Source organism: Streptomyces sp. NRRL S-1022, from assembly GCF_000720135.1.
Classification (GTDB): domain Bacteria; phylum Actinomycetota; class Actinomycetes; order Streptomycetales; family Streptomycetaceae; genus Streptomyces.
This window is the reverse complement of the sequence record NZ_JOIU01000035.1, coordinates 31,507-43,979: the sequence shown is the minus strand read 5'-3', so window position 1 is coordinate 43,979 and position 12,473 is coordinate 31,507. Positions and strand designations below refer to the sequence as shown.

General features: G+C 74.7%; 8 protein-coding genes. 2 read left to right on the top strand and 6 right to left on the bottom strand.

Annotated elements, in window-relative coordinates; all coding sequences use genetic code 11:
- Nucleotides 1–15: 15 nt before the first annotated feature.
- The 6 genes from IG05_RS0136435 to IG05_RS0136410 all read right to left on the bottom strand — a co-directional run bounded on the left by IG05_RS0136435 (nt 16) and on the right by IG05_RS0136410 (nt 8,926).
- Entirely contained in the window at nt 16–2,319 is a 2,304-nt protein-coding gene (locus tag IG05_RS0136435) for a SpoIIE family protein phosphatase (protein ID WP_078894748.1), read from the bottom strand.
- Between the two features lie 200 nt (nt 2,320–2,519).
- Nucleotides 2,520–2,900, bottom strand: coding sequence for a hypothetical protein (locus IG05_RS0136430; protein ID WP_030348385.1), 381 nt, complete (start codon nt 2,898–2,900; stop codon nt 2,520–2,522).
- A 300-nt stretch (nt 2,901–3,200) separates the two neighbouring features.
- Nucleotides 3,201–4,118, bottom strand: coding sequence for a MurR/RpiR family transcriptional regulator (locus tag IG05_RS0136425; protein ID WP_030348384.1), 918 nt, complete (start codon nt 4,116–4,118; stop codon nt 3,201–3,203).
- 78 nt (nt 4,119–4,196) lie between these two features.
- The gene (locus IG05_RS0136420) at nt 4,197–5,918 is read right to left on the bottom strand and encodes an ArnT family glycosyltransferase (RefSeq protein WP_030348383.1); all 1,722 of its coding nucleotides are present in this window, start codon (nt 5,916–5,918) and stop codon (nt 4,197–4,199) included.
- A gap of 92 nt (nt 5,919–6,010) precedes the next feature.
- Nucleotides 6,011–7,918, bottom strand: coding sequence for a phosphatase PAP2 family protein (locus tag IG05_RS0136415; RefSeq protein WP_030348382.1), 1,908 nt, complete (start codon nt 7,916–7,918; stop codon nt 6,011–6,013).
- A 366-nt stretch (nt 7,919–8,284) separates the two neighbouring features.
- Nucleotides 8,285–8,926, bottom strand: coding sequence for a nucleoside/nucleotide kinase family protein (locus IG05_RS0136410; protein WP_030348381.1), 642 nt, complete (start codon nt 8,924–8,926; stop codon nt 8,285–8,287).
- Between the two features lie 85 nt (nt 8,927–9,011).
- Between IG05_RS0136410 and IG05_RS0136405 the strand changes: the two genes are divergently transcribed.
- Nucleotides 9,012–9,752 carry an HAD family hydrolase gene (locus tag IG05_RS0136405; RefSeq protein ID WP_030348380.1) on the top strand — a complete coding sequence of 247 codons (741 nt, stop codon included), beginning with the start codon at nt 9,012–9,014 and terminating at the stop codon, nt 9,750–9,752.
- Nucleotides 9,749–12,103, top strand: a complete 2,355-nt coding sequence (locus IG05_RS0136400; protein WP_030348379.1) for a glycoside hydrolase family 65 protein — start codon at nt 9,749–9,751, stop codon at nt 12,101–12,103. Before IG05_RS0136405 ends, IG05_RS0136400 begins: the two co-directional genes overlap by 4 nt.
- The last annotated feature ends 370 nt before the right edge of the window (nt 12,104–12,473 follow it).

Genomic DNA, 12,473 nt, shown 5'->3' with positions numbered 1-12,473 from the left:
TCCCGGACGGCGGCCCTAGCCGTCCGCGCCCGGCTCCTCCTCCAGGGGCACCCGGATGTCCAGCACGCACACGTCGTCCCGCCGCTCCTCGGCGATCATCGAGGCGAGCAGTGCCTCCAGGGAGTCGGAATCGCCGCTGCCGTGGGCGCGCACGGCCTCGGACAGCCGGGCGAAGCCCGCGTCGAGACCCTCGCCGGGGCGTTCGACCAGGCCGTCGGTGTAGAGCAGCAGCCGGTCCCCGGGCTCCAGCCGCAGCTCGCGCGACTCGTAGGCGGGGCTGGACATCGCACCGAGCAGCATGCCTCCGGGCCGGTCCAGGAAATGCACCTCGCCCCGGCGCACCAGCATGGGCGGCGGGTGCCCGGCCTGCGCCCAGGCCAGTACGTGCCGGTCGGGGTCGTAGCGGGCCAGCACCATGGTGGCGGTGATCTGGCCGTCCCGGGAGTGCAGCAGGAGCTGGTTCAGCCGCGCCAGGGCCCCGGTGAGCGAGGAGCCGGTGCTGACCATGCCCTTCGCGGTGAACCTGAGCTGGGCCATGGTGGCCACGGCGTCGATGCCGTGGCCCGCCACGTCGCCGACCACGAACAGCGCTTCGCAGTCGGGCAGTTCGATGGCGCTGAACCAGTCGCCGCCGACATGGATGCCGGCCTGCGCGGGCAGGTAGGCGACCTCGACGCGCAGCCCGGCCAGCTCGACCGGCTTGCTGGGCAGTGGCAGCAGGGCGTGCTGCAGCCGGGCCGCCAGGGCCCGTTCGGCCTGGAGGATGCCGCGCTGGAGGAGCATCGCGCGTTCGCTCTCCACCAGCGCCAGTTCCGCGCTGCGCTGCGCGGTGAGGTCCTGGACGAAGCCGTGCACCTCGACCGGGGTGCCGTCGGGCGCCGTGACGGCCTCCGCGACCATCCGCAGGTGCCGGACGCCCGCCGGCGTGTCGATGCGGAACGGCACGTTGAACGCCCGGCCCCGGGAGACGAGTTCGGCGATGGCGTGCGCCAGCGGACCGGTGTCCTCCGGCAGCGCCAGGTCGGGCAGCCGCTCCAGCCGGACCGGTTCCTGGCCGGGGACCACGCCCAGCACGGCGTACGTCTGTGCGGCCCAGGAGATCTCCTGGGTGATCAGGTTCCAGTTCGCCCAGCCCAGGTTGCCGAGCCGCTGCACGTCGGCGAGGCGCTGCTCCTGCCGGTCCACCGGGTCGTGCCGGAGCCAGGTCACCACCAGGCCCTCGCCCAGCGGGGCCGCACGCACCGTGTAGGTGGCGGTCACGGGCACGTCGCCGATCACGTCCTGGTAGGCGAACGGCTCGCCCTCGAAGGGCACTCCGGTCTCCAGGGCCTGCAGGTAGCCCTGCCACAGCGGTTCGCCCGCGACCGACGGGTAGCTCTCCAGGATGTGACTGCCGACCATGTCCCGACCGGTCCGGCCGAACACGTCGACCGCCTCCGGGGTGGCGGCGTCGATGCGGTAGTCCTCCACCTCGCCGGAGGCTCCGCGCAGCGGGGTCAGGAAGGTCGCCGCGCCCGGCAGCGCGTCGAACACCGCCTGCACGGTGGGGGAGAGGTCCCCGGGCGTGCCGCCCGGCGGGCCGTCGAAGGCCCGCAGCCGGCCCGCGCACAGCCGGCTCACGGCCCGCAGCAGCTCCCGCTCGCGCGGCGCGAACGGCCCGCTCCGGCGGCGCAGCACCCCGAGGGCGATGTGGGCGGTCTCCCCGGCCCGCAGGGGCAGCCAGGCCCGGGTGGCCCACCGCTCCGGGGGATCCCCGATGAGCAGGTAGCGGGTGCGGTCGGCGGTGAGGTCCTCCAGCCAGCGGGGCTCGCCGGACCGCAGGGCGTCCATCGCGGCCACGCTGCTCACCGGTGGCAGCTGCCGCCACTGGGCGGCGAGGGTGGGGTCGAGGCCGGCGTACGCCATCAGCCTCAGGCCGCCCTCGGGCAGCCGCTCGTACAGCATCACCGCGTCGCCGTCGATCTCGTGCGCCAGGTGTTCGAGCAGGCACCCGGCCAGTTCGTGGGGCGAGCCGACCCGGACGAGGTCGCGGGCGATGTGCCCGAGGACCTCCGCGAGTTCCGTGGTGCCGGCGGCCGGGGCCCCGGAGGCGTCGGCCTCGGCGGGCGGCGCGGCCGGGGTGGCGGCGGGCCGTTCCAGGGGCGGCAGGGCGCCCAGGGTGAGCCAGCACTGTTCGAGGAGGGTGCGGTTGCCGTCCTTGGCGCGCCGGGCCAGCTCCTCGTGGGCCTCGTCCGGCGTACACCCGGTGAGAGCCATCAGTACGCCCTTGGCCCGCTCCAGCACGGCCGAGGTCGCGGCCAGGTCCCGCAGCCGTTCCATCTCCGCGCGCTGCCGGGCGACGACCTTCGCCAGCGCCGCCAGATCGGCGCTCGGGTCGCGGTCCACCGGAGGCAGGGGCTCGCTCGTCACGCGACGAGCATCGCACACCCGGGGCCGTTCGATCACTCGTCTGCCGGGTCGGGATTCGTAGGACCGTCGGGAAAGCTGTCCGCGAGGGGGAATCCGCAGGTCGGACGGGGTCAGCGGCTGGTGCCGCGACCGGCCAGGGCCTCGCTGACCGCACGGACACTGCGCGCGATGTGCTGCAACTGGAGTACCTCCGCCGCGTACATCTTGATCGTGTGTTCGATAACCGATTCGGGCAGTCCCAGCATCGGCAACTCGGCCCGCGCGGTCTGCAGGGCGGTCCGTGCGACCCGGATCTCCTGCTGCACCTGGATCTGCGCGTGCCGGGCGAGCAGGACCGGGTGCCGGATGAGCGCCGGATAGCTGGCGTAGCGCGCGGGGATCAGATCGCGCAGCCACTTGGCCGCCGAGCGTTCCCAGTCGTACGAGCCCGGCGTCTTGACCTGACAGGGCCAGTCGGGGGTGATGCGCGTGGTGGTCAGGGGCATGATCATCGCTTCCGGTGTGCGGCGTCGTGAAGGTTGACCGACGGATTCGGGGCGGCCCCGGCCTAGGGGATGGCCGGGGCCGCCACGGGCGCGTCGCGCAGACGGCGCGCCCCGGTGCGCCCCGGGCGCCGTCGTGGGTAGGGGACGGCGGCACGGGGTGCGCCGAGCAGTATTTATATATGCCGACCGGTTTGCAAGACGTATGAAAACATTCATGCTCGGTATGGGGTGAATCATCCCGGTCCAGGAAGTGGAGGACCGCAAGATCTTCACGGCCGGCCCGGTGCGGGCGAAAGAATCGGCCGGTCAGTCCCGAAGGAAGAACTGGTGCTGCTCCGAGAGCTGCTCGTACTTCTCCAGCCGGGCCTGGGTGCGCTCCGGGTCGGCGTCGGTCATGGCCTGCAGCAGCGCCGCGGCCAGCACACCGGGCGCGGCATAGGAGTCGAACACCAGCCGGGAACCGGTGCCGGTGGCGAAGGTGACGTCGGCCTCGTCGGCCAGCGGGCCCAGCGCCAGGTCGGTCACCAGGGCGACCTTCAGGCCCGCCCCCCGCGCCACCCGGACCGCCTGGAGCGTCTCCTGGGAGTGCCGGGGCATCGCGAAGGCCAGCACCCAGCTGCCGCCCGCCTCGCGGCACTGCAGCAGCGCGTCGTACGCCACGCTGCCGCCGCGGGTCACCAGCCGCACGTCCGGGTGGATACGGCGGGCGGCGTAGCCGAAGTACTCGGCGAGCGACACCGAGATGCGCAGGCCCAGCACGGTCAGCGGGGTGGAGCGGGACAGCTCGCGGCCGACCCGGATGACCCGGTCGGGGTCGGCGAGGTCGCGCCGCAGGTTCTCCAGGTTCTCGATCTCCGCGTCGACGGCCGCCTGCAGCTCGTTGGCCCGGTTCTCCTCGCCGGGCCCGCCGGCCAGGCTGCTGAGCGCGATCGACTGGAGCCTCTCGCGCAGGGCGGGATAGCCGCTGAAGCCGACGGCCGCGGCGAAGCGGGTCACCGAGGGCTGGCTGACCCCGACCCGGTCGGCCAGCTCGGTGATCGACAGGAACGCGGCCTCGGTGATGTGCTCGATCAGGTACTGGGCGATGCGCCGCTGCCCCGGCGACAGACGCGGGCCGTCGAAGAGTTCCCGGAGCCGCGAGGTCGGCGCGGCCTCGGCCTGGGGCACCGTCTTCCCCGACGTGATCGCTGATGCCTGTGCGCGTGCCTGCTGCGGCGAGGGCACCGGTCGGCCTCCTTTGTCTGCCACGAGCACTCAACATAGCTCACCGACCGCCGTGACCAGGGGCTCGGAGCAGGCGGCTCACCGGCGGTACAGGCTGATGGAATGGCCCACTTCGCCGACCGGCCGGCTGTCCGCGATCAGCTCGGCCAGCCGCCCGCGCGCCTTGGCGACGGCGGAGTCCGACACCACCAGCAGCCCGTGCACCCGGCCGGGTGGCACGGACCGCGGATCGGCGGCGTGGATGCCGTAGTACGACGGCACTCCGCTGCCCTTGTACACCAGCCACACCCGCTCGCCGGGGTACCGCTCCCGGAGCCGGTCGGCGAGCCGGCCCAGGTCCTGTCCCCAGTCCACGTTCGAGTCGTGCAGGAGCCGGTGCGTGTGCGCCGGGCCGCCGAACGCCTCGTTCGCGTACGGCAGGTAGTACGGGAAGGTCCGCACCGAACTCACCGCCGCCCACAGCACCAGCGCGCCGGTCAGCAGTCCCGCCCACCGCCACCGCAGCGCGAGCACCCCGGCCGCCGCCACCGCGAGGAACACCGGCACGAACAGCGCGTACCGGGTGCCGAAGTCCCGCGACCCCGTCATCGCCGCCGCCAGCAGCACGGCCGGCACCGCCAGCAGGTACGGCGCCGCGGGCCGCAGCCGGCGCCGCGCCACGACCGCCACGGCACCCGCCGCGCCCAGCGCCGCCAGCCCGAGCGGGGTCTTCACCAGCAGGGCGGCCGGCAGGTAGTACCAGAGCGAACCGGTGTACACGTGCCCGAACAGGTACCCCTGCCAGGGGTAGTCCTCCAGCCCGAACTGCACCCGCATCCCGGCCCGGTACGCCGGCGGCACCGGCAGCAGCTCCACCAGCCGTCCCCGCAGCCCGTGCACCCCAGGCACCGGCCCGGCGGGCACGAACCGCAGCCGCGGGTCGACGGCCAGGTACGCGGCCCACACGACGGCGACGGCCACGAACGCGACGACGACGGCACCCACCAGCGCCGACACCGCCGGCCGTCGCGCCCGGAGCCAGGGGAGCGGCCGCCAGGAGACCGCCTCGGACCGGTGGGCCGTCAGGGCGGACAGCGCCGCCAGCGCCATCAGCACCGGCACCGCCGGCAGGGCGCTCATCTTGGTCGCCACCGCCCCGCCCAGGGCCGCGCCCGCCAGAGGCAGGTACCGGGCGGGGCGGCGGCGGGCCCGCCAGACCAGCAAGCACGCCGTCAGGACGAGGGCGACGGCCGGCATGTCGAGCGTGGCCAGGGAACCGTGGGCGATCACGTCGGGGGAGAACGCGTACAGGGCGAGGGCGGTCAGGCCCCCCGCCGTGCCCGCCAGGTCCCGGGCGAACGCGAACACCACCAGCCCGCACAGCAGCGTCAGCGCGATCACCGGCAGCCGCGCCCACAGCATCAGCCGCCAGGGGTCGTTGCCCGAGGCGTACAGCAGGTGCCGGCCCACCTCGCCCTGGTCGCCGGTGTACGAGGGGTCGTAGTGCGGGTCAGCCACCGCCACCCCGGCCTCGATCAGCAGCTTCCCGAGCGGCGGATGCTCGGGGTTGTAGCGCAGCCGGTGCTCGCGCAGGTAGTCGGTGGCCGTGGCGACGTACACCGGCTCGTCGATCGTCGGCGTCTGCTGGACCGCCGTGGTGACCATCGCCGCGGCCATCTGGGTGAGCAGCAGGGCGACCAGGAGCGGCGGCAGCCACCGCCGGTGCCGGCGCAGCCGGGCGTAGCGGCCGGCCGGCGCCTGCCGTACCGGCGCCGTGGGGGCCTCGGGAGTGAGGACCGGGTGTCGTGCGCGTGCCATCATCCGCCCCGCGGCGGCACCGGCCGGCCGGCGACGGGAGGGTCCGGGGGCCGGAACATGGCCCCACTGTCGCACCGCTCCCGCCGCCGTGGACGTCACCGCCGCACGAGTCGTACCGACAGACCTTCTGCCGTGTACACGGGTACGGCCCGCAGCGCGTCGGAGTTCACCTCGATCCGGTCGAACCGCCCGGCCAGCCGGGGCGCGTCCAGGACGGGCAGGGTGTCGCCCGGCGCCGGTGGCCGCTCGGTGTCCAGCCGCAGCGCCAGCACCGCCGGGCCGCCGAGCACCACCCGGCGCCCGGCCGTCAGCGGTGCCCTGCCGCCGGCCCGTACGGTGACCTCCAGCGTGCCCGCCTCCTGCGCGTAGGCGCCCCGCACCCGCAGCCGCCGCGCCACCCGCAGCGTCCCGGCCGTCACCCGCACGTCCCCGTGGCCCAGCGCGTCCTCGGAGCCCGCCACCAGCGTGCCCCCGGCCGGCACGGTGGCGCCGGTGTACCGGTTGCGGCCGGTCAGCGTCAGCGTGCCCGTGCCCCGCTTGGTCAGCCCGCCGCGCCCGCCGATGTCGTTGCGCCAGCTGTCGGCGGCCGAGAAGCCGCCGGCCGCCGCGTCCATGGTGACGGTGACGTCCGCGTCGAAGGCGCCGTAGCCGTCCGCCGCGGCGAACAGGTCCAGCCGACCCCACTGCTCGAACCCGTCGAGCAGCGCGTACCCGGAGGGCAGCCCGGTGCTGCGCAGCACCTCCCGGCGCTGGTCCGCCGTCAGGTACGGCAGCCGGGTCTCCAGCAGCACCTCCGCACCCTTCGGCACGGTCAGCGGCACCTCGCGGCCCTCCCGGGGCAGGACGTACGTCAGCCGGTGCCGCACCGCGCGCCGCCGGGCGTCCCGGTCGGCGTCACGGTCGTCGGCCGGGTGGGCGTAGGCGTGGAGCGTGTCGGCGGTGGTGCCGGTCCGCGCGGTGAAGCGGGCGAGGGCCTGGGCGCGGGCGGCGGCCTTCAGCCCGGCGTTGGCCGGGTCGGCGAGGGTGGCCGCGGCGAGCGCGGTCGCCATGATCCGGCCCCCGATGACGTCGACCGGGTGGTGCATGCCGGCCACGATCCGGGTGTGGCTCAGCTCGAACGCGCGCGCCACCAGCTCCTGGAAGCGCTCCGGCACGGCGTACGCGTACGCCAGCGCGGCCAGGTGGAAGGCGTTGGTGTGGCCGCTGGGGAAGCCGCCGTCGTCGGCGGGGGAGGTGCCGCGCTGGCGCAGCAGCTGCGGTGCCACGGTCACGTCCGACGCGTACACCGGGAAGCCGAACGCGTCCGTCCGGCCGGTGTCCACGACCTCGCTGTCCTCGGTCAGCCGCCACGGCCGCGGGTACTGGTAGGCGTACTTGGCCGGGTTGCCGGAGGCGAACGGGCCGCGCACGGTGTCGACCAGCTCGGCGACCTTGCCCAGCGGCGAGTCGTGCGCGCCGGCGCCGAGCGCCGAGCCCGCGGGTGCGTCCGCGGGTACCGCGTCGCTCACGGTGGTCGCGGGGGTGCCGTCGGGTGCGCTCGTGATCGACGTGACGGCCCGGGCGTCCGTCCGGTACACGTCGGCGAGCGGGCCGAGGCCGGCGATCATGGCGTAGCTCTGGTGCTGGCGGTCGTAGACGAACGCCTCCGCGGCCTGCGCGTCGGTGCGTCCGGCGGTGATCCGCGCGCAGTAGCGCAGGTCGGCGCGGAGGATGTCGGGGCGCAGCGGCAGGCCGGTGTGCCATGCCGGGCCGGTCTTCCACAGCCGGCCGAAGCCGCCGAGAACACGGACCACCGCGTTCGTCCCGGGCGTCAGATTGCCCGCGGTGTTGGTCCGGTAGTCGTCCACGAACGCGGCCGGCGCGGTCGCGGCCTTCGCGTCGGCCGCCAGCAGCCAGACGGCGGCGGCCGGCACGGAGAGCACTCCAGCCGACGCGGCCAGCGAGGTGGTGAGGAACCCGCGGCGGTTCGGAACAGGGGTGCGGTGCCCGGCGGTTGACGGCATGCCTGTGCCTCTCGGAGAGCGTGCCCGGAACGGCCGTGCCGCTGTGCGAAGTTGTGCGGTCCCGGGGGAAACGCTGGAGCGGGAAGGTGAACGGGTGCATGTCTAGGGCCGGTTCGTGTCCGCCCGGGGAGGACCCGGCGGCCGGCGGGTGGGCGGCGGGTGAACGCGCGGCCCACGGCGCACAGAACCGAACGCCGGCGCCCGCGTCGGCGCAGGCATGTCGGCCCCGGCGTCCCGCGCCTCGGTGCAGCATGCCGGCCCTGCAGAGCGCGCGTCAGCGCAGCACGCCGGCAACCGCGGCCCGCGCGTCGGCGCAGTACGCCGGCCCCGCACAGCGCGCGTCAGCGCAGCATGGCGGCCCGCGCGTCAGCTCAGCACGCCGGCCGGCACCAGCAGATCCGCGCGTTCCCGTGTCCTCGCGACCAGGTCGGCGTTGCGCTGGTCGGTGTCCAGCACCCAGGACACGGCCGCCGCGTGCTCCTTGCCGAACTCCTCGTGCCGGGCGACCAGCCGGCGGATCCGCTCCTCCTCGTCGATCTCGCAGAACCACACCTCGTCCAGGCACGGCCGCACCCGCGCCCACGAACCCTCCCGCAGCAGCAGGTAGTTGCCCTCGGTCACCACCAGCCGGATCCCGGGCGGCACCGGGATCGCACCGGCGAGCGGCTGCTCCAGATCCCGCTCGAACCCCGGCGCGTACACCACTTCGCCGGTCTCCTCGCGCAGCCGCCGCAGCAACGCCGCGTACCCGCCCGCGTCGAAGGTGTCCGGCGCGCCCTTGCGCAGGCGGCGGCCCAGCCGGTCCAGTTCGGCGTCGGCGAGATGGAAGCCGTCCATGGGCACCTGCGCCGCCCAGGGCGGTCCGTCGCCGTTCAGCGCGGCCACCAGCCGCTCGGCCAGGGTCGACTTGCCCGAGCCGGGGCTGCCGGCGATGCCCAGCAGGGCACGCCGGCCGCCGCGCGGCAGGGCACGGGCGCGGAGGAGGAGGTCGTCGAAGGTCAGCGGCACACAGCAGAGTGTGTCACCGCCCGGCCGCGCGGCATGTGGCGTGCGCCACTCACTGGAGCGCTCCGGACGGGGAACAGTCCTGGGTATGACTCAGCTCGGTCTGCCCGACACCATCCAGGCCTGTCTCTTCGACCTCGACGGGGTCGTCACCAGGACGGCCGTCGTGCACGCGGCGGCCTGGAAGGAGACGTTCGACGCGTTCCTGCGCGACTACCCGGGCGAACAGGGACGGCCGTTCGACACCTCCGCCGACTACGACGAGTACGTCGACGGCCGCCCCCGCGCCGACGGCGTCCGCTCCTTCCTGGCCTCGCGCGGCATCCGGCTGCCCGAGGGCGACCCCGGCGACCCGCCGGACGCCCGGACCGTCCACGGCCTCGGCAACCGCAAGAACGAGCTGCTGCTGGAGAAGATCCGCACCGGGGGAGTGGAGGCGTACGAGGGCACCCTGCGGTACCTGGAGGCGGTGCGCGCCGCCGGGCTGCGCACCGCCATCGTCTCCTCCAGCGCCAACTGCCGGGACGTGCTGCGCTCCGTCGGCGCCGAGCACTTCTTCGACGTCCGCATCGACGGCGTGGTGGCCGCCGAGCGGAACCTGCCGGGCAAGCCGCGCCCCGACACCTTCCTCGCCGCCGCCCGCGACCTGGGCGTCGAGGCGTCCCGCGCGGCCGTCTTCGAGGACGCGCTGGCCGGCATGGACGCGGGCCGCGCGGGCGGCTTCGGGTACGTCGTCGGCGTGGACCGGGCCGGCCAGACCGACGCGCTGTACGCACACGGCGCCGACACCGTCGTGAAGGACCTCGCCGAACTGGGAGGCAAGCAGTGATCACCGACCGCTCGTACGCCGTCGAGCCGTGGACCGTCCGCGAGACCGCCCTCGACCTCGACGTCCTCGCCCAGAGCGAGTCGGTGTTCGCCCTGTCCAACGGGCACGTCGGCTGGCGCGGCAACCTCGACGAGGGCGAACCGCACGGCCTGCCCGGCAGCTACCTCAACGGCGTCCACGAGGTGCACCCGCTGCCGTACGCGGAGGCCGGCTACGGCTACCCGGAGTCCGGGCAGACCGTCATCGACGTCACCAACGGCAAGATCGTGCGCCTGCTCGTGGACGACGAGCCGTTCGACCTGCGCTACGGCCGCCTCGTCTCCCACGAACGCGTCCTGGACCTGCGCCGCGGGGTGCTGGAGCGGACCTGTGAGTGGACCTCGCCGGCCGGCTCGACGGTCCGGGTGCGCTCCACCCGGCTGGTGTCGCTGACCCAGCGGGCGGTGGCCGCCGTCGCCTACGAGGTGGAGGCCGTCGGCAGCCGCAGCCGGGTGGTGATCCAGTCGGAGCTGGTCGCCAACGAGAGCCTGCCCGAGCCCGACGGCGACCCGCGCGCGGCGCGGGCGCTGAAGAGCCCGCTGGAGCAGGAGGACCACTTCGCCTCCGGCACCCGGCTGCGCATGGTCCACCGCACCAGGCGCAGCGGCCTGCGGGTCGCCGTGGCCGCCGACCACACCGTCACCGGCCCGGAACGCACCACCACCCGCAGCGAGAGCGGCATCGACGTCGCCCGGCTGACCGTCACCTCCGTGCTGGAGCCCGGACAGACGCTGCGCCTGGAGAAGCTGGTCGCCCACGGCTGGTCGGGTGCCCGGTCGCTGCCCGCGATGGCCGACCAGGTCGACGCCGCGCTCGCCGCCGCCGGCCACGACGGCTGGCAGGGCCTGCTCGACGACCAGCGGGCCTGTCTGGACGACTTCTGGGCCCGCGCGGACGTCGAGGTGGAGGGCGACGAGGAGATCCAGCAGGCGGTCCGGTTCGCGCTGTTCCACGTCCTGCAGGCCGGTGCCCGCGCCGAGCAGCGCGCCATCCCGGCGAAGGGACTGACCGGTTCCGGCTACGACGGGCACGCCTTCTGGGACACCGAGATGTTCGTGCTGCCCGTGCTCACCCACACCGCGCCGCAGGCCGTCGCCGAGGCGCTGCGCTGGCGGTACAACACCCTGGACGAGGCCCGTGAACGCGCCGCCCAGCTCGGGCTCGCCGGGGCCGCGTTCCCCTGGCGGACCATCGCCGGCCCGGAGGGCTCCGCGTACTGGCCGGCCGGCACGGCCGCCTTCCACGTGAACGCCGGCATAGCCGACGCCGTCGTCCGGTACGTCGAGGCCACCGGCGACACCGCCTTCGAGCGGGAGACCGGCGTGGAGCTGCTGGTGGAGACCGCCCGGCTGTGGCGGTCGCTGGGCCACCACGACCGGCACGGCGTCTTCCACCTCGACGGCGTCACCGGCCCCGACGAGTACAGCGCGGTCGCCGACGACAACACGTACACCAACCTGATGGCCCGGCAGAACCTGCTGGCCGCGGCCGACGCCGTCGAACGCCATCCGCGCGAGGCGCGGCGGCTGGGCGTGGACGAGGAGGAGAGCGCGGACTGGCGGGACGCCGCCGAAGCCATGCACGTCCCCTACAACGAGGAGCTGGGCGTTCACGAGCAGCACGCCGGCTTCACCCGCTACCAGCGCTGGGACTTCGACGGCACCCGCGCCGACCAGTACCCGCTGCTTCTGCACTTCCCCTACTTCGACCTGTACCGCAAGCAGGTCGTCAAGCAGGCCGACCTGGTGCTGGCCATGTACACCTGCGGCGACTGGTTCGAGCGCCGGTACGACGAGGAGCAGATCGCCCGGAACTTCGCCTACTACGAGCCGCTGACCGTCCGCGACTCCTCCCTGTCCGCGTGCTGCCAGGCCGTCATGGCCGCCCGGACGGGCCACCTGGACCTGGCCTACGCCTACGCCTCCGAGGCCGCTCTGATGGACCTCCAGGACCTGGAGCACAACACCCGGGACGGACTCCACATCGCCTCGCTCGCCGGCACCTGGATGGCGCTGGTCGCGGGCTTCGGCGGGATGCGCCGCGACGGCGAGCGGCTGCGGTTCGCGCCCCGCCTGCCCGAGCGGCTGCGCCGGCTCGCCTTCCACGTCCAGTTCCGCGGGCGCCGGCTGCGGGTCGACATCGGCGCGGACAAGGTGACGTACGCGCTGCTGGACGGCCCGCCGCTGCGGCTCAGCCACCACGGCGAGCCGCTCACCGTCAGCACCGACGAGCCGGCCGTGCGGGCGGTACCACCGGTGACCCGCCGCCCCACCCCCGAACAACCCCCGCACCGCAGCCCCAACAACGGCTGACCCCCACCGGCCGGCGGCCCCAGGACGACGGGGGCACCGGATCGCAGCCTCCGGGACGGACCACCGTCCCCGGCCCCGGGCAGCGGCTGAGCGCTGCCGGTCGGCCGGCCGCGCCGGGCAGCGGCTGCGGGTTGACCGCGGCGGTGGATCGCAGGCTCTGGGGCGGGTCGCTGTTCCTGGCCCCCTGGGCAGCGGCTGAGCCCTGCCGGTCGGCCGCGTCGGGCAGCGGCTCCGGGTCGACCGCGGCGGTGGATCGGGCTCGGGGGCGGGTCGCTGTTCCTGGCCCTCGGGGCAGAGGCTGACCCCCGCCTGCCGGTCGGCCGCGTCGGGCAGCGGCTGCGGGTCGACCGCGGCGGTGGATCGCAGGCTC

What these genes read in the sequence shown, in the direction of transcription:
- IG05_RS0136435 (WP_078894748.1), bottom strand. Translation starts at nt 2,319, where the DNA reads ATGGAACGGCTGCGGGACCTGGCCGCGACCTCGGCCGTGCTGGAGCGG.
- IG05_RS0136405 (WP_030348380.1), top strand. Translation starts at nt 9,012, where the DNA reads ATGACTCAGCTCGGTCTGCCCGACACCATCCAGGCCTGTCTCTTCGAC.
- IG05_RS0136420 (WP_030348383.1), bottom strand. Translation starts at nt 5,918, where the DNA reads ATGATGGCACGCGCACGACACCCGGTCCTCACTCCCGAGGCCCCCACG.
- IG05_RS0136430 (WP_030348385.1), bottom strand. Translation starts at nt 2,900, where the DNA reads ATGATCATGCCCCTGACCACCACGCGCATCACCCCCGACTGGCCCTGT.
- IG05_RS0136415 (WP_030348382.1), bottom strand. Translation starts at nt 7,918, where the DNA reads ATGCCGTCAACCGCCGGGCACCGCACCCCTGTTCCGAACCGCCGCGGG.